The sequence below is a fragment of the Embleya sp. NPDC050493 genome (genome assembly GCF_044458105.1).
Classification (GTDB): Bacteria; Actinomycetota; Actinomycetes; order Streptomycetales; family Streptomycetaceae; genus Embleya.
On record NZ_JBITHP010000023.1, the window covers coordinates 131,746 to 152,192 of the forward strand.

The 20,447-nt window shown below is 70.2% G+C and carries 15 protein-coding genes and 1 pseudogene; 6 read left to right on the forward strand and 10 right to left on the reverse strand.

Annotated elements, in window-relative coordinates; translation table 11 throughout:
- The first annotated feature begins 1 nt into the window (after position 1).
- The 3 genes and pseudogenes from ACIBM5_RS34315 to ACIBM5_RS34325 form a co-directional block, all read left to right on the forward strand.
- The gene (locus ACIBM5_RS34315; protein ID WP_396010553.1) at positions 2–1,159 is read left to right on the forward strand and encodes a CaiB/BaiF CoA transferase family protein; all 1,158 of its coding nucleotides are present in this window, start codon (positions 2–4) and stop codon (positions 1,157–1,159) included.
- On the forward strand, positions 1,156–1,998 hold the full coding sequence (locus ACIBM5_RS34320) for a mesaconyl-C4 CoA hydratase (protein WP_396010555.1): 843 nt from the start codon (positions 1,156–1,158) through the stop codon (positions 1,996–1,998). The genes ACIBM5_RS34315 and ACIBM5_RS34320 overlap by 4 nt, the downstream gene beginning before the upstream one ends.
- 185 nt (positions 1,999–2,183) lie before the next feature.
- Positions 2,184–2,546: pseudogene (locus ACIBM5_RS34325) on the forward strand (helix-turn-helix domain-containing protein); the annotation flags it as partial.
- Positions 2,547–2,638: 92 nt separating this feature from the next.
- Here ACIBM5_RS34325 and ACIBM5_RS34330 read toward each other — a convergent pair.
- The 8 genes from ACIBM5_RS34330 to ACIBM5_RS34365 form a co-directional block, all read right to left on the reverse strand.
- Positions 2,639–6,889 (reverse strand): trypsin-like peptidase domain-containing protein, encoded by a 4,251-nt coding sequence (locus ACIBM5_RS34330; RefSeq protein WP_396010557.1) that lies wholly within the window; start codon positions 6,887–6,889, stop codon positions 2,639–2,641.
- 30 nt (positions 6,890–6,919) lie between these two features.
- Positions 6,920–7,309, reverse strand: coding sequence for a CU044_2847 family protein (locus ACIBM5_RS34335; RefSeq protein WP_396010559.1), 390 nt, complete (start codon positions 7,307–7,309; stop codon positions 6,920–6,922).
- Positions 7,310–7,778: 469 nt separating this feature from the next.
- Positions 7,779–8,906, reverse strand: coding sequence for a hypothetical protein (locus ACIBM5_RS34340; RefSeq protein WP_396010560.1), 1,128 nt, complete (start codon positions 8,904–8,906; stop codon positions 7,779–7,781).
- Between the two features lie 9 nt (positions 8,907–8,915).
- The gene (locus ACIBM5_RS34345; protein WP_396010598.1) at positions 8,916–10,076 is read right to left on the reverse strand and encodes a M20/M25/M40 family metallo-hydrolase; all 1,161 of its coding nucleotides are present in this window, start codon (positions 10,074–10,076) and stop codon (positions 8,916–8,918) included.
- A gap of 41 nt (positions 10,077–10,117) precedes the next feature.
- Complete coding sequence (locus ACIBM5_RS34350; protein WP_396010562.1) at positions 10,118–11,224, reverse strand: hypothetical protein; 1,107 nt, start codon at positions 11,222–11,224, stop codon at positions 10,118–10,120.
- Positions 11,225–11,316: 92 nt separating this feature from the next.
- Positions 11,317–11,562: a hypothetical protein gene (locus tag ACIBM5_RS34355; protein ID WP_396010563.1), complete on the reverse strand. Its 246-nt coding sequence runs from the start codon at positions 11,560–11,562 to the stop codon at positions 11,317–11,319.
- Positions 11,559–12,197 carry a VOC family protein gene (locus ACIBM5_RS34360; protein ID WP_396010565.1) on the reverse strand — a complete coding sequence of 213 codons (639 nt, stop codon included), beginning with the start codon at positions 12,195–12,197 and terminating at the stop codon, positions 11,559–11,561. The genes ACIBM5_RS34355 and ACIBM5_RS34360 overlap by 4 nt, the downstream gene beginning before the upstream one ends.
- Positions 12,198–12,209: 12 nt before the next feature.
- Positions 12,210–12,959 (reverse strand): Asp/Glu racemase, encoded by a 750-nt coding sequence (locus tag ACIBM5_RS34365; protein WP_396010566.1) that lies wholly within the window; start codon positions 12,957–12,959, stop codon positions 12,210–12,212.
- Positions 12,960–13,271: 312 nt separating this feature from the next.
- Between ACIBM5_RS34365 and ACIBM5_RS34370 the strand changes: the two genes are divergently transcribed.
- From ACIBM5_RS34370 to ACIBM5_RS34380, 3 genes are all read left to right on the forward strand, one after another.
- Complete coding sequence (locus ACIBM5_RS34370; protein WP_396010567.1) at positions 13,272–14,849, forward strand: AMP-binding protein; 1,578 nt, start codon at positions 13,272–13,274, stop codon at positions 14,847–14,849.
- 453 nt (positions 14,850–15,302) lie between these two features.
- On the forward strand, positions 15,303–16,631 hold the full coding sequence (locus ACIBM5_RS34375; protein WP_396010569.1) for a serine hydrolase domain-containing protein: 1,329 nt from the start codon (positions 15,303–15,305) through the stop codon (positions 16,629–16,631).
- Positions 16,632–16,661: 30 nt separating this feature from the next.
- Positions 16,662–17,921, forward strand: coding sequence for a serine hydrolase domain-containing protein (locus ACIBM5_RS34380; protein WP_396010571.1), 1,260 nt, complete (start codon positions 16,662–16,664; stop codon positions 17,919–17,921).
- A gap of 11 nt (positions 17,922–17,932) precedes the next feature.
- Here the strand turns inward: ACIBM5_RS34380 and ACIBM5_RS34385 are convergent, their stop codons facing one another.
- Together ACIBM5_RS34385 and ACIBM5_RS34390 are read right to left on the reverse strand one after the other, a co-directional pair.
- Entirely contained in the window at positions 17,933–18,673 is a 741-nt protein-coding gene (locus ACIBM5_RS34385) for a TetR/AcrR family transcriptional regulator (protein ID WP_396010572.1), read from the reverse strand.
- Positions 18,670–20,304 (reverse strand): FAD-dependent monooxygenase, encoded by a 1,635-nt coding sequence (locus ACIBM5_RS34390; RefSeq protein ID WP_396010573.1) that lies wholly within the window; start codon positions 20,302–20,304, stop codon positions 18,670–18,672. The genes ACIBM5_RS34385 and ACIBM5_RS34390 overlap by 4 nt, the downstream gene beginning before the upstream one ends.
- Between the last annotated feature and the right edge of the window lie 143 nt (positions 20,305–20,447).

Sequence of the window (20,447 nt, forward strand, 5' to 3'; positions counted from 1 at the left end):
CATGCTTCCTCTGGAGGGACTCACCGTCGTGTCACTCGAGCAAGCCGTGGCCGCACCGTTCGCGACCCGGCATCTCGCCGACCTCGGCGCCCGCGTCATCAAGGTCGAGCGACCCGGCGCGGGCGACTTCGCCCGCGGCTACGACCACACCGTGCACGGAGACTCCAGCTACTTCGTGTGGCTCAACCGCGGCAAGGAGTCGATCGAACTCGACATCAAGGCGCCCGAGGACCGCGCTGTGCTCGACGCAATGATCGCCTCGGCCGACGTCGTCGTGCAAAACCTTGTGCCCGGTGCCGTGGAACGCCTCGGCCTGGACGCGGCGAGCCTCCGAGCACAGCGCCCGGAGCTGATCCACTGCTCGATCTCGGGGTACGGCACCGCGGGGCCGTACCGGAGCAAGAAAGCCTACGACCTGTTGGTGCAGTGCGAGACCGGGCTGCTGATTGCCACAGGAACGCCCGACACCCCCAGCAAGGTTGGCACTTCGGTCGCCGACATCGCTACGGGAATGTACGCGTACTCCGGCGTTCTCGCCGCACTGCTGCAGCGCGCGACGCAAGGAATCGGCGCCACGATCGAGGTCGCCATGATCGATGCGCTGGGAGAGTGGATGAGCCAGCCTGCCTATCACGCGGTGCACGGAGGCACCGAGACGCGTCGCACCGGCGCGAAGCACGCCTCGATCGCACCGTACGGCCCCTACCCCGCCGGCGATGGAAACCTCGTGTTCCTCGGGGTCCAGAACGACCGCGAGTGGGCGAGGCTCTGCACCGGTGTCCTGCACCGGCCGGAGCTCGTCACGGACCCGAGGTTCGTCGGCAATCCCGAGCGCGTGGAGAACGACGAGCAGATCACCCCGGTCATCGCCGAGGCCTTCGCCGGTATCGATGCCGAGGACATCGTCGCGCGCCTCGACGCGGCGGGCATCGCCTGCGCGCGCTTGCGGGCACCCTCCGAGCTCATGGCCCACCCACAGCTCCAGGCTCGCGACCGATGGCGCGAGGTTCGGACCCCGGGTGGCGTGATTTCCGCGATGCTGCCGCCCGTGTCAATGGACGGTCAGGAGTCGCGCATGGGTGACGTCCCGCACCTTGGTGAGCACAACGCGGCGCTACGCGCCGAGTTCGCAACCGGACGTAGCGAGGTCTCCGCGTGAGCGAGCACCCGACCCACATCGAGCGCCGCGAAGTGCTCCGGCCAGAGCCCGCGCTCGCGCTGACCCGCCTGCTGGAGGTTGGTGAGCCCGACTTCGATCGCGACGGCCTGCCACTGCTGTGGCACTGGCTGTACCTCCTCGAGCGGCCGGCCCAGGCCGATCTCGGCACCGACGGCCACCCCGTCAGCGGCGTGATTCCAGCGCCGCCGGAGCCGGGGCGGCGTCGCATGTGGGCAGGCGGACGGGCCACGAGCCTCGCGCCGCTGCGCCTCGGCGTCCCGACGACCCGGCGCACCGAGATCGTGTCGTCGACCGACAAGGACGGCCGCAGCGGACGGCTGACCTTCGTCGTGGTCCGCCACACGATCGAGCAGGACGACTCACCCGTCGTGGCGGAGGAGCAGGACATCGTCTACCGCGACGCCGTGGCACCGGGCGCCCCGGCGCCGGGCGAACAGGTCGAGGACATCGGACTGAAGCCAGGGGAATGGCGTCTGCCGATCGATCCGGCGCTGCTGTTCCGGTTCTCCGCCCTGACCTACAACGCCCATCGCATCCATTACGACCGCGACTACGCGCGCGAGGTCGAGGGGTACGCCGGGCTTGTGACGCACGGTCCGTTGCAGGCGATCGCGATGGCCGAGGCCGCGCGCGAGCGGGGAGCGGACCGACGGGTCTCGATCGACTACCGACTGGTGTCCCCGCTGTTGGACCACCAGGGGCTGGTGGTCTCGGCGATCGCCGATGGTGCGAGCTGGCGCACGGGCGCGCGTGACCTTTCCGGCCGCGCGACAGCTCGCGGGCGAGTCACTCGAGGTGGGCTCGTGCAACCCTCCTGACCTATTCGATGCGAACCCTGACCCAGTAGTCATCGGCGATGCGATGGTCGACGGCTTGGCCGAGGTTGGTTGACTGTGCAGTCCCAGAACTTGCTTGACGTGGAAGTCGTTGGACATGCTTCACGGTCGCAGGAGATCTTCGATGGTCCAGTGACGTTCTTGACGGGCGTCTCGTTGCCCTGGGCATGATCGAAACACCCGAATCCCCGGCGGGGGACGAAGATTGGACGGTGGAGCATCGGTTCCGCGCGGTGGTCGAGGTGCTCGACGGGTCGCCGGTGGCCGAGGTCGCCCGCCGGTACGGCACGTCGCGCCAATCCCTGCACACATGGCTGCGGGGGTTCCGCGAGGGCGGACGGGACGGCCTGAAGGACCGTTCGCGGCGGCCGCACACCTCGCCGTCGCGGGTGCCCGTGGAGCTCGAACTCGCCGTGTGCCGGCTGCGGGAGACCTGCCCGCGGTGGGGTGCGCGCCGTATCGCCCACGAACTGGCGACCCACGAACTGGCGACCCGCGGGATGGCGAACGCGCCGGGCCGTTCGGCCGTGCACCGCATCCTGGTCCGCAACGGCCTGGTCAACCACCAACTCCAGGTCCATCGCCGCACCTTTCGGTGGAACACCTTCGCGGCGACGAAAGTTCACGGAGGGCAGATCTCGGTCGGCAGGTGGTGGGGAAGGCCGGCGCGTTCGTCATCGGTGAGGTCACGTCCCAGAACGGTGCACATGTGCCGCTTCCACAGGGCGGGGTCGAGGCGTAGCAGTTCCATGTGGCCTCCCGCTCCGGTCCTGCGGAGCAGTGTTCTGCCGTCCTTGGTGGCCGCCAGGAAGTGCTGGTCGTGCGCGAGTTGGTAGGTCTGTCGGTACCCCGGGTCGTCCGCCTTCAGAAACTGCACGGAGCTGCCGTTGGCCAGGAAGAACCCGGTGCTGCCCGTGCCGCCCAGGTATTCGTCGTTCACCGGCCCGAGTGGGCCCGCCACCTTCTTCGCCGGTTTGCCGGGCGGGGTCGACCACAGTTCCACCGTGTCGGCCGTGGTGAACACGACCACGTGGCGCAGATCGTTCAGGGGCAGGGGCACGCGGAGCTCGTCGGTGAGGTGCACGCGCAGGTTCTCGTTCTCCTTGCCCGTTCGCAGGTCGATGGTGTGCATGTCCGGTTCGCCGGCCACGGCGACCACCACGTGGTTCGGGTCGGGGTGGCCTCTGACGGAGTAGTTCGGCAAGTCCTTCGTGGTGAGCCGGAGGTTCTTCAGGTCGATCGGCGGCGCGAGGGGGCGGCCGCCGCGGGCGTCCCAGTACTCGACGAGCGTGCCGGAAACCGTGAGGAGTCGATCCCCGTCGAGGAAGCGGTATCCGAGCAGGCCGGGTTGTCCGTCCCGGTCGGCGGGCGGCTCGGCGGTGGTGAATGCGGCCACCCGGCGGAGCGAGGGCAGGGCGCGCACGGTGATCAGATTGCGGTCGGACACGTCCGCCATCAGCGTTCCGGTGCCGTTGACCACGAGGTTCTGTGACGCGTCCGCAGGGATTCGGGCATCGATCCCGACCTCGGCGAGGGTTCGTTGCGCGCCCTCGGTCTCCATGACTTTCAAGGTGTCGTCGCGGTCTCCGGTGCGGATCGCCATCGTGGCGCCGTCGCCGAGCAGCTTCGGCCGGCTGTTGACGGTGAGGCCTTCCGTTCTCGTCGTCTTCCATACGGTCACGGAGTTCTCGCGTTGGGTGACCAGGATGGGATCCTGTGGGGTGCCGAGGAGTGGCAAAGCCCGATCCTTCGGGCCCAGGGGCTCGCTCCAGGGGACGTGGAATCGCTGCGCGCGACGGTCACCGCGTGTTTCGAGGAACTCCCAAACGTCGAACGAGGCGGTGCCCACGGCGACGTGTTCCCCCTTCGCGTCGACGGCGACGTTTCGGCACAGGTCGTCGGTGTCGTGGCGGCGCAGGATTCGTCCGTCCGCCACGGCGATGGCCTGGTAGTGGGCTTGGAACGATGGTCCGGGTTCGGTCTCGGTCTGCTCGCAGACGACGGTCACGGCACCATCCCCCGACACGTGGTGATGGGTGACGTCTGCCGCCAATCGGCGTGTTGCGCCGGTGCCGATGTCGATGGCCACCATCGCGCCCGGCGCCGCGTTCGACCCCGTCATCCGGCTGGCCACCAGCGTGTTGTCGTCGGGACCGAACCACACCTGTCGGAGATGGGCGATCTTGGTCGGCAGTGTCCGCGGCTGTCCCGTGTCCAGGTCCCACACCTGCGCCGGCAGTGGCGACATCGCCGCCGATACCCCCACCAGCCGCCGGGCGTCCGGGGAGAAGTCCATGATCTTCACGCTGCCCTCGGGGCGCTCCCGAAGGGTTCCCCGAAGCGGATGCGCCGGCCCCACCAACCGCTTTCCCGAGGGGGTCACATCGTGCCAGACCACCACGTCGTCCACGCCCCGGACATAGCCGATCCGCCGCCCGTCCCGACTGACCACGGGCGCCGCGAGGTCGTCGAACAGGCGCAGTTGCTCCTGTCGGACCTTGCCCTGGGTGGATCGGACGAACAGGGTCGCGCGGCCCGTCTCGGTCGTCACGAGTGTCACCGCGCCGTCGGTGCTCATGGCCGTCGATCTGATCTTCCCCTCGACACCGAACAGGATCCACGCCGTGTTCTTCAGCTCTTCGTAGCGGCGCAGCAGGGCGTTGCGGGCTTCCTGTGTGGGTGCGGTCTCGTAGGCGGCCAGGGCAGCGAGGGCGGCGTGTCCGGGGTCAACGTTGGTGAGTTCGTCCGATGACACGGCGAGGGTGCGGGAGCGTCCCTCGGCCTGGCGTCGTGCGCTGACCTGTGATTGTTGGACAAGGAAGGTACCCAGGCCGGCGACCAGGGCGAGGATCAGGGCCAGCGTGATCCACGCGACGCGGGCCCGAATTCGTCGGGCCCGTCGGCGTCGGCGGGCGAGCGCGAGGAAGTCCTTTTGGTCCTGCGCCAGTTCCGATTCGTGCCCGCGCAGCCTGGCTTCCAGGGCGGCGAGGTGGAAGGGGCCGGGTAGGAGGTCGTCGGGGCGGTTCGCGTTGTGCCACCTTGCCAGGTCGTGGTGCACCTCCGCGCGTGCGGCGAGGAAGTCGGCGTCGGCGCGGACGCGTTCCGCCAGTGTCGGCCACACTCTGATCAGCGCCTCGTGGGCGAGTTCCGCGCTCTCGGGCCGACCGTCGCCGCCGTGGAGGACGAGCAGACGGTGGGGGTGGTCGGCCAGTGCCCGGGCAAGGCGCCAGGCGTCGTCCCCGGCCTCGTCGCGGGTCAGGGCGCGGCGCAGCGGGGCCTCGGCGCCCGGCAGCACCCGGACCAGGCCGGTGAGCAGCCTTTGTGCCTCCGCTTGGTTCGTAAGGCCGACGCATGCGTGCCATGCCCGTTCGGCGTGGTCGCGCAGCGCTCCGGAGACGCCGCCGAGGTCTTCGTAGGTCGCGGCCCGCATCCTGCCCGCGTTGCGTCGTTCCCACAGTTGTTGCAGGACGAAGCCGAGGAGGGGCAGGGTTCCGGGTTCCGCGCCCGCGTCGTCGAGGATGCGCCGGACCAGCCCGGGGTCGTACTCGACGGCCGCGACCCGGGCGAGCGGTTCGGTGATCACCGTGTGCAGTTGGTCGCGGGTCATCGGGGTGAGCGGGACTGTCGTGCCGCGCCGGAGGGCGGGGCCCAGGCGCGGATGGCTCAGGGCGGCGTCCGTGAAGTCGGCGCGCAGGGTGAGCAGGACCCGCAGGCCGGCCGGCGGGTGTTCGGGGAACAGCAGCGCGATCGTCTCGGCGAGCTCCGTCTCCGGGGTGTTCAGCAGTGCCTCGGCCTGGTCGAGCACGACCAGCAGCCGGGCGGCGGGCCGGCCGGTGGCGCGGTGGAGGGCGTCCACGAGCCCCCACTCGCGCAGCCAGGCGTCCACCCGGTCCGCGCTGTCGACCCGCGCGGGTCCGTGTCCGCCCGCGGTGGCCGTCTCGAACAGCTCCGTGGCGAGCCCCGCGCGGACGGATCCGACGCGGCCGGCGTCGACCACCAGCACCGCGTGGCCGGCCCGCCGCAGCGCGGGCAGCACACCCGCGAGCGCCAGCGAGGACTTCCCGCAGCCCGAGGGCCCGTAGACCGTGACGCTCGGCTGATCGCCCCGCAGGGCCGCGATCACCCTGTCCACGTCCTCGTCGCGCCCGAAGAACACCTCGGTGTCGGCCTCCGTGAAGGTGGCCAGGCCCCGGAAGGGGGACGCCGGGCGCAGTACGGGGGCGAGTTCGGGGATTTCGCGCAGCAAGGCCCGGGTGCGCAGGACGAACGCCTGTTGGGCGTCGCGGGCGGGTTGGGCGGCGACCATGAGGCCGACCGCGGCGCCGAGGTCGTCGTCCCAGACGGGGCTTCCGCTGAAGCCGGGTCTGACGTGCGCGGCTTCTGCGGTCGTGCGGGAGAGTTGGACCCAGCCGCGGCCGGTGGGGCCGCTGAACGTTCCCCGGTGCCAGATGCCGTCGGGGTGGTCGTCGGTGAAGCCGACCACCCGGGCCCGGTGGTCCCACACGCTCTCGGCGTCGGCCATCGGCAGCGGAACGGCGCCCGGGAGGGCCTGGCGTAATCGCAGCAGGGCCGCGTCCCCGCTCTGGTCCGCCCGGATCGGCACCCAGCGCCGTACCTCGGCCGTCACGGTGGCGATGTCGCCCTCGCCGTCCGCAAGCGGCAGGTCGACGACGACCTCCGCTCCGACGTGCACGGGGGCGTCGCGGGGCAGGTCCAGGACGTCGGAGACCACGTGGGCGCAGGTGAGGACCAGGTCCGGGGCGACGAGGAATCCCGCGCCGCCGATCGTGCCGTCCGCTCCCCTGACCCGCACCACCGCCGACACGAGCACCGAATCCGGCGCCCGCGCTCCGTTACCGCCGTCCTTCGCCACCGTGGGCCTCCCCCATGAACGCGACCCGGCTCAGGGTCGGTTCCCCGGCGTACTTTGTGGACCGTTCGCGGGCGGTGCCTGTCCGTCGCGTCGGTGCCAGGTCATGCCGACGGAGAAGTTCGCGGCGACGGACGACCCGGCGATGAGGATCTTCGCGTCCGCGGACAGCGACATGCCGAACTGCAGGGTGGCCTCGTCCGGCGGATACGCCATGTGGCGGCACTGCTCGACGAAGGCGTTCGCCACCGGACGGATCACGCCCAGCATCTGCCCGAGTGTCTCCTCCGCCCGCCCCACCGAGCGACCGCCCCGGCCGACGCGCACCAGGCTCTCGTCGACCTCGGTCACCTGGACCCTGACCACGTCCTCGCCGTCACCCAGGGGCACTTCGACGATGTGGGACGACGAACGCTCGCTCATCGCGCCACCCCGCCGTCGAGGCGCGCGCACGCCACGGGAGCACCGGTCGTCCCGGCGCACCCGCCGCCGGTGTCGCGAGGGCAGGGCTCGTGGTGTCGAAGGCGGTGCGGTGTCGAAACGAGGGACATGGTGCTCCATATCGACGCGGCGATACCGCCCCGCGAAGTCGACCGGACGGAACGGAGGTTCACCGCGATCGTAACGACGCGCAGACGTCGGGACTCCCCGTTTCCGCAAGGTCACACAACCCGAACGAAGCCCTCGCCGACGGCCTTCGGGAGGAACCACCGTGGTGGCCGGTGGTACCGCCTTGCTCCCGACCTGGGTTTCGCCGGTTGGGTCTGCCTCGCCTGGTCCCCTTGCCGATGGCGCCGATCCGGTGCGCCTCCGCGTCCTTTGCCGAACCGGACCGTCCGGTCACAGCCGGAACGGATGGATCTGTGGAACGGGCCTTGGAGGGGTGGGGTAGTCACAGCCGGAAGGTCCGTACGACGAAGGTCTGTCCGGCGACCGAGGGCCAGCTCGCCCAGCTCTCGTCCGCGGCCAGGGCGGGCGCGTCGGCCCCGGCCGGCAGGCCGACGGCGGTGGATACCACGCGTAGTGGCAGGGGGCCCGCGCCGCGGGTGCGGATGACGACGTCGATGCCGTCGGCGGGCGGGGCGGCGTAGCTGAAGCTCCAACCCCAGCCGCCCTTCGACTGCTTGGGGCTTCCTGCGATCTTCGCGCCCTGGACGGTGGCGTCGAGGATCCGGTGGGCGCCGGTGTCGGCGTGCACGTCGAGGGTGTGTGCGTCGACGGGGGCCTGGATACGGACTCGGATCGTACGTACGCCGTCGGCCTCGGCGGACGAGACTTCCTTGATCAACGGTGTGTCCAGGGGCGCTGTCCTGGCCGTTCCGTTCGCGAGTGCCACGTTGCCCAGCGAGGGGACGCGGTCGTCGTAGCGTGCCGGTTCACCGGTGAGGAGCCTGCCGACGGAGGGCTGGGAGCTGTCGCCGAGGCTGACCCAGGTGGCCCGGCCGGTGTCGGACTCCAGGACGTATCCGAGGCTGATCGGCCTGGGCTCGGCGGCGCTGTAGCCGTCGAGGGTCGTACCCACGACCAGCGTGCCCGTACCTGCCACCGCCACCGCGAGCATCCCGGCGGTGAGTGCCCGGCGCGAGGGCAGGGGCTCCAGGAGACTCGGTGACAACGCTGCGAGCAGTACCGCGAGGACCAGTGGGGCGGAGACGAGGGTCAGTCCCAAAGCGGGGAACAGCAGGAGCACGACCGGCAGGACGAGTGCCACGGCCGGTACGGCCGTCAGCGCTCCGGTAACCGCCCGCCACGGGGAGTCCGCAGTCGTGAACCCCAACATCACGCCGACGACCGCCGACCCGATCAGCGCCGGCCAGGTGAAGAGGTAGGCGCCCTGGGGCAGCAGCACCGCGCAGACCACGGCGAGCAGCGCGAACCAGCCGAGCACTCCCACCACGATGTCCGCCGGCGACGCCTTGCGGCGGGCCCAGCGGTACCAGGCGACGAGCAGCACCAGGAGCAGCAACGCCTCGCCCCACGCGTAACGGCCGAGGTGGTACACGTTGCCCTCGCCGAGCACGAAGTCCGGTCAGGCCAGGCTCAGTACCCACCACCCGGCCGAGCCGGCGACCACCGCGCCGATCAACGTGAGCGGGAAGGTCGCGGCGGCCCGTGCGGCCCCGCGCGGGGACAGCCCACGGCGCGGGCCGAACCACAGCAACAGGGCCACGCCCAGGAGAGTCACCGCGGCGAGCGGTGGGACCAGCCATGCCGGGTATGACACGACCGTGCCGAACAGGGAGAAGTACGTAGCATTTGTTCCGCTTCGCGAAAGGTCCGCCCCGCCGAGTCGACGGACCGCTGCGAGTGCCGCTTCCCCCATGTCCTGCACGCTCGCGCGGTCGAGCCGGGCGATGTCGTCGTGGCTGGTGTGATAGTGCCCGGCGCCGTTGATGAAGGCGAAGTCGAGCCCCCGCATGCCGGCCTCTTCGAAGGCTGTCAGGTCGGTGTCGTTGGGCAGTTGGTCGTAGATCGCGTCGGAGAACGACGTGGTGAGTGCTCCGGAGGCTCGCACGGCGGGGACGAGCCCGGTGCCCGCCGTCTGGAACATCACGACGGGCCCGGAGGGGCCCCGGCCCTCCAAGTTCACCACGACGGTCCGCCGAGGGTCGGCGGCTCGGTGTGTGTCCGCCTCGGCGTCGACGAACGCCCGTGCGCCGAGCAGTCCTTGCTCCTCACCGTCGGTGAACAGGATCTCGAGGTCGTTGCGGAGCTGCGGTCCGGTCATGAGCGCGCGAGCGATTTCGAGGATCGCGGCGACGTTGGCACCGTCGTCCGCGGCGCCCGGGGCGATCGGCACGGAGTCGTAGTGGGCGACGAGGAGGACCCGGCCGGTGGGCCTGCTGCCGGGGATCGTGGCGTGGATGTTGGAGACGGACCCGACGACGGCCGGGGTGTCGTCGGAGTCGGAGGGGGCGACCCGGGCCTGGACCTCGGGGCGCAGCCCCAGCTCCCGCAACTCACCGAGGAGATACTCCCGTACGTCCGACTGTGCGGCCGAACCCGCCGGATGCGGGACCCTTGCGATGTTGTCGAGCCGGGCGACCGCACGGGCCGCCGAGAAGTCGCCGACGGGGGCGGAGGCCGGACGGGGCTCGGAGGCGCGCAACGGCAGCACGGCCGCGACAGCGGTGAGGAGGAGCAGCACAAGCGCGGCCAGGGCCGGTATTCGCTTGCGCAACGTGGTCATGACCTGCACGGATGTACCTCATAGCGGGAGTGGGTGACGGTTCAGCGGAACCGATCCGACAGCCAGTCGTCGATCGCCCGGGCCGCCAGGGTGATCCCGGTGGGTTCGTCCGCGGTCAGGGCCGCGCCGAAGTGGGTGCCCCGCAGCCGCAGATGGTGTTTGTCGGCGGCGCCGAGGGCGTCGAACATCGTTTCGGCCTCCTGTGGGGTGCATGCCTGGTCGCCGGTCAGCTCGACGAACAGCGTCGGGGTGCGGACGCCGGGCGCGCAGCGGACGAAATCGGCGTTGGTGCTCAGGCCGGACCAGGTGGACAGCCAGGCGTCGGCGGTGGTGATGCGGCCGAACCCGGCGAGTCCGTAGTTGGTCAGGTCCGGACGCGGACCGAACAGCGAGCCGTAGGGGCGATCGTTCGGGTCCAGGGACGGGTCGACACAGGCCGGATCGGCGTCGGTCCGGTACACGATCAGCAACCGGGGTGCCAGGGCGCGCCGTCGACCGGCGACGTCGTCGGGGGCGGCCCGGCCCGGGCCGGCCTCGGCAACGAATTCCCGCGCCCGGTCGTCGATGCGCGCCACCCGTTCGCGCTGGGCCCGCCGGTAGCGGGCGACGAACTCGGCGGGGAAGGCGGAATTTTGCGGAGGCGCGGCGAAGCCGTTGTCGGGGTGGTACGGATCGAGTTCCGCGACGACGGACATCGGGTCGCTCTCGTCGGAGACCGAGGGGTCGATCATCTTCATCAGCAACGCCCCCTGGCCGGGGTGGGGGGCGAGGAAGACGGCGGCGTCCGGCACGGGCATCGTCGCGGCCGCCAGCCCGGTCGGTCGACCACCGGGTGTCCGGGACACCCGATCGTCCGGCGCCCGCGCCGCCTGTTCCTGGTAGTAGGCGAACAACGGGCCGCCCCCGGAGTGGCCCAGGGTGACGACGTGGTCGAATCCCGACTTCCGCAGGAACTCCTGCCCGGCAGCGATGTCCAGGAGCGCCTGCTCGTGAACGAGGGTCGTGTCGTTGTTGACCGAGCGGGTGCCCTGGGTCCACACCGCGTGGTCACGGCCGAGGAGTTCGTCCACGATGGGATGGTGGGTCAGGTCCTGTCGCGGGTGGGCGAGGCATACGACCGTCTTCGCGCCGGGCACCGTGCGAAGCACGCCCGTCACCTGCGCCCCGTCGGCGGTCCGTAGCCGATGAAGCGTTGTCCGGGTGCGGTCGGCCGGTACCGACGGCGACACGTGTTTCCCGGTCATCGGGGCACCACGACCAGGGCATTGGAATCCCACCGGGTGATACGGGAATCGAGGGTTCCGGCAACGCAGGAGTACCACACGGCATGTCGGCATCCGGTGGCGCGCCGGTCGATGGCGATCTCCCCGTCGCAGATCAGCGCCACGTAGGGTCCGAACCGAAGGGCGCGGACGGGGCCCGAGGCGATCGCAGTCGCCACCACGGCGGCATTCTCGGGGACGTCCAGGACGAGAAGCGCATTCATCGCCTGCTCGCCTCCTCCTGTTGCGTGGCCCACAACGGTGCGCGTTCCACGATCAGTTCGGCCTTGCGGGCGAGCAGGGCCGCCATGTCGGGCGCCCCGCGCGTGATCACGTCGAGCAACGCGTCGATGGTGAGGTTGGCGTCCAGGTCCTCCTGCGGGGTCACCGGGCGCAGGCTGCGGGTGAACTCGATCAGATAGCCGTTCGGGTCGTGGGTGTAGATCGATTCGATGGTCTCGTGCTGCAGACGGAGTTCACACGGCCACTCGCTCGCGTCCAGTCGGCGCTGGTACTCGGTGAGTTCCACGTCGCCTGCGACGTGGATGGCCAGGTGCCGCGACCGTACGAAGAAGAGCGGGACGTCGTTGTCGTGGGTGGTGTAGGCGTCCCCGCGGGCACCCCGGTCGAACGGCTCGAGGCCGAAGTAGTAGAAGAACGCCAGCCGGTCGCCCCTGCCGATGTCGAAGAAGAAGTGGATGAAGTCGGGATGTTTCTCCGGTCCCCAGCCGGCGGCGCAGATCGCGTGCACCACGGGGAATCCGAGTACGTTCCGATAGAAGTGCACGGTGGCGGTGGGATCGAACGTCGGGTAGGCCACGTGGTCGACACCGTCGGCGAGATGGCTCCTGGTCGTCATGGTGGAACCCCTTCAGGAGATGGTGGGCGGTCGTGCGGCGAGCAGCCGGCCGGCCCCCGGGATCACCGGGGGCAGTCCGAGGCCGCGCAGGAGGCTGAACACCCCGGCGGTCGCGGCGGACAGCACCGGAATGCCGAACTCCGACTCCGCCCGCTCGACGATCGACAGCGACGGCATCTGCACGCAGGCGGAGACGATCAGGCAGTCGGCGGCCGAAAGGTCGAGCGAGCGGGCCGCTTCGAGGACCCGGCCGCCCGGTATGCATCCGACCTCGGCGTTGTCGGCCACCTCCAGCGCACACCAGTCGACGACGTCGAAGCCCTCGGCCCGCAGATAGTCCATGACCATCTCGGCCAGCGGACGCACGTAGGGCGTGACGACGGCGATCCGGGTCCACCCCGATGCCCGCAACGCCTCGACCAGGGCCCCGGCGCTCGACCGGACCAGCGCACGGGAGCCGCGGGTGGCGAGCTGCTCCCCGATCAGAGCCTCCACCCGACGATGCTCGCCCGGACCCCCGGCCATCAAGGCGACGAGGCAGGCGTAGAGGATCGCGTCGGGGGCGACGTCGGCGACCTCCGTCACGCACCGTTCCCGCTGCGCGTTCATCGCGGCGAGCTGTTCGGGCGACACCGTGTGCATCCGCATGCGGCTCGCGTGAAACGTGAACCCGCCGGACGGGTGCCTTGACAACAACGCCGGGATCTCGTTCTCCACGGTCACGTTCGAGCTGGGAACCACGAGCCCGATTCGGTGCGTCATCCCGTCCCTCCCTTCGATTTGACGTATGCGTCAATTCTTCGACGCACATGACGGACGTGTCAAGCGGCCGCCTTCGACGCCTCGCCGACTGCTCTTGACGCATGCGACTTGGTCGTCGGATATTGGACGCCAACGTCAACCCATTACCTGGGAACGCGGCGCTCCCGAGGGCGCGACGCACGTCGGAGGAGACACACAGTGGAATTGCGCCCCTGGGGTGACCGCCTCGTCCCGTACCCGCGGGCCCGCATCGATCGGTACCGACGGTCGGGTGCCTGGAGTGATGTTCCGACCGCCGCCCGATTCCACGCGGTGGCGACGAGGTTCCCGGACCGGATCGCCGTGGTGGGCGAGGGCGGCGCCCTCACCTATGCCGAACTCGACCGCCGGACGGACCTGATCGCCGCCGGGTTGGTCCGGCTCGGGGTCCGGCCGCACGATCCGGTGATCTTCCAGGTCGCCAATGGAACGGCCTGCGTGCTCGCCTGGTACGCCTTCCTCAAGGCCGGGGCCGTCCCGGTCGCCACCCTGGCCTCGCATCGCGGTCACGAGATCGGCTACATCAGTCGCAAGGTCGGCGCCACCACGCATCTCGTCGATGCGGATCTGCCGAAGTTCGACCTGGTCGAATTCGCCCGGGAACAGGCGAGGGACCACCCGACGCTGCGGCGGATCGTCACGCTCGGAACACGCGCGGCGCCGGGGGTGAGCCGCATCGAGGACCTGGGCGCCGGGGTCGATCCGGCCTCGGCCCGGGTCCTGGTCCGCGAGATCCAGCAGCGGTTGTCGCCCACCGATGTCGCGGTGTTCCAACTGTCGGGCGGAACCACCGGCACACCCAAGGTGATCCCGCGCCTGCACGCCGAGTACTGGAACAACGCGCTGCTCTACGCCCACAGACTGGGCCGCGCCGAGACCGCACGCGTCGCCTACCTGGCGCCACTGGTCCACAACGCGGGAGTCCTCTGCGGTCTCCACGGCGTGCACGCGGTCGGTGCACGGCTGGTCCTGCCACCCTTGGAGACCGGCGCCGCCCTGGCGTTCATGGCCCGGGAACGGGTCGACGACCTATTGCTCGGTCCGGCGTCGTTCGGGTGGCCGGAACTCCCGGAATATCGGGAGCTGTCGCGATCACTGCGCACGGTGGTGCTGTCCGGCGCGAAGGTTCCGGGCGCGGTGTTCGACCGGGTTCAGCAATCCGGGGCCCGCGTCGGGCAATTGTTCGGCATGGCGGAAGGACTGTGCGCGGCGACGGGTCCCGACGCGCCGGAACAGGTCCGCAGACACTACGTCGGATCGGTACTCGCGGCTGAGGACGAGGTCCGGATCGTGGATCCGCTGTCGGGCCGGGAAGTCCCCGACGGGCAGGTCGGCGAACTCGTCTGTCGTGGCCCGTACACGATCCCCGGGTACTTCGACGCCGCCGACCACAACAGCCGCGCCTTCACGGACGACGGCTTCTACCGGACCGGTGACCTGGCGAAGGTGGATGCGATCGACGGGAGTCGCCACCTGGCCATCGAGGGACGGATCAAGGACGTCATCGACCGGGGCGGCGAGAAGATCAACGCCGAGGAGGTCGAACTGCTGTTGTTGCGCCACTCGGGGGTCGCCGGGGTCGCGGTGGTCGCGATGCCGGATCCGCGCCTGGGCGAGCGGACCTGTGCCTTCGTGGTACCCGCAGGCGGCGGGGTGGCGCTGGCGGAGGTGCGTCGGCATTTCGACGCGCTCGGCGTGGCGAAGTTCAAGTGGCCCGAACGGATCGAGTGTGTCGAGTCCCTGCCGCAGACTTACGTCGGAAAGATCGACAAGAAACTGCTGCGAGAGCGCATCGCGGCCATCCTCGAGGCCGAAGCCGACGGCCGGGCCGTGGACGGTGACCGGAGATGAACCGCAGCAGTGGTTTCGATCCGTCCGGACGGGTCGCGGTGGTCACCGGATCGTCGCGCGGGATCGGCCTGGGCACGGGGCCTGTTGCGCGGCTTCGCCGGTCCGGGCGGTGAACACCATGGTGGCGCCTGCCGCGTGGAGTGCCTTGCAGACCTCGCGGTCGACGGCGGACGGCGGCTGGGAGATCCCACGCCGTTTCGGGAGGCCGGCGCGGCGACCTCTCGGCTCGGGTCGCTCGACACCCACCTTCCGCGCGGGGCCGACGTCACCCAGCGCCTGCGGGTTCCACGCCGGCCGCGCCGCCGGATGGGGCGCCCGCCTCCGCGCCTGGCGTGGTCCGCGAGGACGGCTCGCCGGCGCCGTCGGGCGTACCGACGGTCGGGTACCCGGCGTGATCTCTTCCGTGCCGTGTCGGATCGCGCGGCACCAACCCAGTGATCGGAGACCGAAGTGATGCAGGGAAGCAGGAGACAATTCCTCATCGGCGCTTCCGCGGCAGCGGCAGCGGTGTCCACCGGGACTGCGACGGCGTCGCCGACGACAGGCGACGGTGGCGACGGGGGCCGCGCCGCGGACATCGCGCCGCTGCGAACTCCTCTCAAGAGGGAGTTGCGGCAACTGGCCGACTCCGCAAAGGTCCTGGGTTGCAGTGTCTCGGCGGTGACGCGGGACCGGACGGTCTACGCCGACGCGTGGGGCACCGCACGGACCGGGCGGCCGATGACCACGCGCAGCACCCTGAACATCGGGTCGGTGAGCAAGACGGTGACCGCCACCGCCGTCCTGCAACTGGTCGCGACCGGCCGCCTGGCCCTGGACGGCGATGTGAACGACGTGCTCGGGCGGAGCCCGATCTACGGGCCGCGCAGTGTCCGCAGCCCGCACCACCCGGACGTCCCGATCAGGGTCCGACATCTGCTCACCCACCTGACACCGATCACCAGCCCGATCGAGCCCGGGCCGTACGGCTATTCCTATCGGGTGGGGGAAGTGGCGGACCCGGCCGAGATGGGCCGCTGGCTCCACGACTTCCTGACCCCCGCCCCGCGCGGATGGACCTACGATGCCGAGCGGAACTTCCTCACCACCGTGCCGGGGGAGGCACATCAGTATTCCGACATCGCCTACGACCTCGCCGCGCACGTCGTCCAGGCGGTGACGGGGCAGTATTTCTCCGACTACTGCCGCGACTTCGTGCTCCGGCCCGCCGGCATGAACCGTTCCGACTTCGACCGGGACCGGCTGTCGGTTTCCGATCGGGCGCATCCACACGCCTGGTTCGTCGACGGTGTGAAACAGGGAATGTGGCCGGACTATCGGAATCTGATTCCGCGGAGCATCCCGGACGACTTCACCGGCCACGTCGAGTACGCGCCGTACACCTCGTGTCTGGTCGCCGACGGCGGACTGCGGTCGAATGCCGTCGACCTGGCCCGGTGGGTGCGACTGTGGTTGGGCGAGGGAAGCATCGACGGCAGGCGGGTCCTGCCACAAGCCATTGCCGCGGCCGCCCTGACCGATCAGGTGCCGCAACGCATCCTCGCCGGTTCGCACGCGCCCCTGCCTTTCATCGCACAGGGATACGCCTGGCACCGGATACGGGGCGACGGCGAGGGGGTGTGGCAGCACGCGGGCAGCGAGTTCGGGACCGCGACCTACGTGATGCTCGACACGAGGCGCGGCGTCGGCGCCGCGGTCGTGTGCAACACCGAAGTCGAGATCGACGCCGATCCGCGCGGGCGGATGTTGCAGCTCTTGCTCGATGCCGCCGCGCGCGCCTAGAACGTCGCGCGCAGAGAAAGGAGTGCAGCCATGACCGGTCGTCGCGGAGTACGAGGGGACGGCGGCGGGACGTACGGAGCCGGGATCCCGGCGTTGCCGATCTCGCTGAAGGAGCGTTTGCGCGGGCTGACCGATACGAGGAACGTTCTGGGTTGCAGTGTCTCGGTGGTGACGCGGGACCGGACGGTCTACGCCGACGCGTGGGGCACCGCGCGGACCGGGCGGCCGATGACCACGCGCAGCACCCTGAACATCGGGTCGGTGAGCAAGACGGTGACCGCCACCGCCGTCCTGCAACTGGTCGCGGCCGGCCGGCTGAGGCTCGACGGTGACATCGACGAGGTTCTTCGGACAAGCAGGATCTACGGACCGCGGAGCGTTCGCAGCCCGCACCATCCACAGACACCGATCACCGTGCGCCACTTGCTGACGCACCTGACACCCCTGACCGGCGGGCCCGAGCCGGGCCCCTACGGCTACACGTATCGCACCGGCGCCGCACCCGATCCGGGGGAGATGGGGCGCTGGCTCCACGACTTCCTGACCCCCGCTCCGCGCGGTTGGACCTACGACCCCGAACACAACTTCCTGAAGACGGTGCCGGGACGAGCCCACCAGTACTCCGACATCGGATTCGACCTGGCCGGCCACCTCGTGCAGGCGGTCACCGGCCGGTACTTCGCGGACCATTGTCGCGACCACGTCCTGCGGCCGGCCGGTATGAGCGGGTCCGATTTCGAGCGGGACCGCATCCCCGAGACCCACCGGGCGCGGGCGCACGCCTGGTACGTCGACGGCGCGAAGACGGGGATGTGGCTCGACTACCGCAATCTGATTCCGCGGAGCATCCCGGACGATTTCACCGGCCATGTCGAATACGCGCCGTACACCACGTGTCTCGCGCCGGCGGGCGGGTTGTGGTCGAACGCCATCGACCTGGCGCGGTGGGCCCGCCTGTGGCTGGGATCGGGGACGATCGACGGCAGGCCGGTTCTGCCGGGGAGTGTCGCGACCGAGGCGCTCACCGGTCACGTGTCGGCCGAGATCCTGGCGCAGTCGCAGGCACCCCTGCCCTTCGTGTCGCAGGGGTACGCGTGGCACCGGCTGCGGGGTGACGCGGACGGGATCTGGCAACACGCGGGCAGCGACCTGGGCACCGCCACCTACGTCATGCTCGACACGAAGCGCGGAGCGGGAGCGACGATCGTGTGCAACACCGAGGTCGCGATCGACGCCGACCCGCGTGGGCAGATGTTGCAACTGCTGTTGGACGCCGCCGCCCAGGGCTAGCGGCGTCCGCGTCAGTGATCCTTGAGCAGGTTCTCCAGCAGGTCCAGATCCTGGCGGAGCAACGCGATCGCCCGCTCGGGGCCGTCGGCGGACACGGCCCGTTCGGTCACAAGCACCAGTGACTGCACGGCCATGTCTGCGAACTGGGCGGCGATCTCGTCCTCGCCGGGCTTCTGACCGGGGTTGTACCACCAGGCGATCCAGTTGGTCATACCGATGACGCAGAGCGCGGCCGTGCGGGCGTCGACGGGCCGGAAGCGCCCGGCGGCGATGCCGTCCTGAATCACCGTGGTGAACTCCAGCAGTACGCGTCGGCGTCCCTTGTCGTAGCTGCGGAAGATCTCCCGCGGCAGTTCCCCCTCGGAGCGCAGCAGCAGCCGGAAGCGTGCGGGGTCCCGCGCCATTCTGCGGGCGCTGGCGTAGACCATGGTGTGCAGGCGTTCCACCGCGCTGCGGCCGGTCTCCGAGGCGATCTCGTGCAGCCGGTCGGCGATCCCGCCGGCGTCCTGGTCGACCAGCTTGGCGAGCAGGTCTTCCTTGCTGCTGACGTAGTGATACAGGGCCGGGCGGGTGAGTCCGGTCGCCTTGGCGATGTCCTGCAGGGTGGTACCGGCGAATCCGCGCTCGGAGAACAGTGCGATCGCGTGCTCGAAGATCTGCTTCTCCACGAGCGCGCGACGGGGTGTGCTGCGGGTCTCGCCCTCCGGGCTCCGCTTGCCTCGGACCGGGGCATCGGTGCCGTCTGTCGTCATCGTCGCATCCTACGGGCTACGAACGCTTCGTCACCGCGACCACCGGTCTCGATCGCCAGGTCGATCCGCCCGCTCGCCAGCGCCGCCGCCAGGTCGGCGCGCGCGGTGCCGGGTGCGCTCACCGCCACGACCTTCGCCGTCCGACGCCGGACCTCGTCCGCGATCTCGAGCCGGTCCAACACGTCGTCACGCTCGTCCGAGCCGTGGAGCCAGACCACGTCGCGGTCGCTCGCGGCGGCACGCTCGACGTGTGCGGAACGGTCGTTCGCCCACAACACACCGGAGCGCACCGGGAAGGCCAGCGCCGCCACCGCCTTCGCCTCGGTGACCTCGCGTCCGTCGAGGACGGGTGATCCGGCCACGTCGCCACGACCCGACCCACACGTGTACCACCGGGTCGGCGAGTCCAGCAGCGGATGGCGCAGTGGACGACCGAGGACCCATTCGGTCGGGGAATCGCCGGGGACGTCGTCGATGGGCACGTTCGCGTACTGCGCCAACCCGCGTCGGGTGATCGCGGGCGCCGATTCGAGGAAGCGGTCCAGTGTCACCTTCCCCGCCCGGGTCATGTACGCGACCATCAACTGCTCGATCGGCACCTCGACGCGCTCCGGGAAGGTCTCCCACCACAGTTCGCTCCTACGGGCCACGTCCTGCAAGGCGGTGACCGCTGCGTGCCGCCGGGCCGCGTAGGTCTCCAGTGCCTCGCCGAGCGACTCGGCGTCCGCCAGGCTGCGGTCGAGCTCGATCGCGTCCTCCATGGCCAGCTTGGTGCCGGAACCGATCGAATAGTGCGCGGTGTGCGCGGCGTCGCCCAGGAGCACGACGTTCCGGTGATGCCAGGTGCGGCAACGCACCGTTCGAAACCTCAGCCAGCGAGTCCGGTTGCCGACCAGACGCCGGCCGCCGAGGACGTCGGAGAAGACCGACGCCAAGTGGGCCAGGGACTCCTCGTCGCTCGCGGCCGGGTCGTCGGGCTCGGCACGGGTGTCGAGTCCGGCTCTGCGCCAGGTTGTTTCGTCGGTCTCGACGAGGAAGGTGCTCGCATCCTCGGCGTAGGGGTACGCGTGCGTGACGAAGGTGCCCTCGGGGGTCGGGCAGGGCGCGAACACCGCATGGTCGAGGGCGAAGTCGGTGCCACACCACAGATAGAGTCCGGCACTGGTCCTCACGTGGGCGCCGAACTCGGATGAGAACCGTTCGCGGGTGGCACTGTTCACGCCGTCCGCGGCGATGATCAGTTCGGCATCGAGCTCGTCGACCGACCTCCGGTCGCCGAAACGCACCCGTACGCCGACGTCCTCGGCCTGCCTCCGCAGCACGCGCAGCAACTCGGCGCGGGCGATCGCGATCGTGCCGAAGTCGGCGAATCGCACGGTGCGTGAACCGAGACGCATCGCCGCGTCGTGGCGTCGCCCCGCGGCCTCGATGGCGGCGACCGTGGCCGCGTCGGCGGCGCGAAGGTTTCGTTGCGCGCCGGCGGGCAATCCGACGCCGAACCCGAAGGTGCGCTCGGGCGGGTTCTGTTCGAAGACGTCGACCACGGCTTGCGGATGACGCAGCTTGAGCAGTCGACCTGCGAACAACCCGCCCGGCCCGCCGCCGAGAATCGCGATCCGACCGAGCTTCACGGCGCCCCCTGCAATCTTGTCGTCATGGGCGTCAATTATTCGACGCTTGCGTCCAAGAGTCAATCACGACGACTCGGGCGGCGATCACCGCGGTGGTCGTTGACGGAATTGACGCGCACGTCCAATAATTGAAGCTCAAGTCA

Excerpts from the sequence above, each read along its gene's own strand:
- ACIBM5_RS34315 (WP_396010553.1), top strand. The coding sequence starts at position 2 with ATGCTTCCTCTGGAGGGACTCACCGTCGTGTCACTCGAGCAAGCCGTG.
- ACIBM5_RS34335 (WP_396010559.1), bottom strand. The coding sequence starts at position 7,309 with ATGAGCGAGCGTTCGTCGTCCCACATCGTCGAAGTGCCCCTGGGTGAC.
- ACIBM5_RS34345 (WP_396010598.1), bottom strand. The coding sequence starts at position 10,076 with ATGACCACGTTGCGCAAGCGAATACCGGCCCTGGCCGCGCTTGTGCTG.
- ACIBM5_RS34355 (WP_396010563.1), bottom strand. The coding sequence starts at position 11,562 with ATGAATGCGCTTCTCGTCCTGGACGTCCCCGAGAATGCCGCCGTGGTG.
- ACIBM5_RS34360 (WP_396010565.1), bottom strand. The coding sequence starts at position 12,197 with ATGACGACCAGGAGCCATCTCGCCGACGGTGTCGACCACGTGGCCTAC.
- ACIBM5_RS34365 (WP_396010566.1), bottom strand. The coding sequence starts at position 12,959 with ATGACGCACCGAATCGGGCTCGTGGTTCCCAGCTCGAACGTGACCGTG.
- ACIBM5_RS34375 (WP_396010569.1), top strand. The coding sequence starts at position 15,303 with ATGCAGGGAAGCAGGAGACAATTCCTCATCGGCGCTTCCGCGGCAGCG.
- ACIBM5_RS34380 (WP_396010571.1), top strand. The coding sequence starts at position 16,662 with ATGACCGGTCGTCGCGGAGTACGAGGGGACGGCGGCGGGACGTACGGA.
- ACIBM5_RS34385 (WP_396010572.1), bottom strand. The coding sequence starts at position 18,673 with ATGACGACAGACGGCACCGATGCCCCGGTCCGAGGCAAGCGGAGCCCG.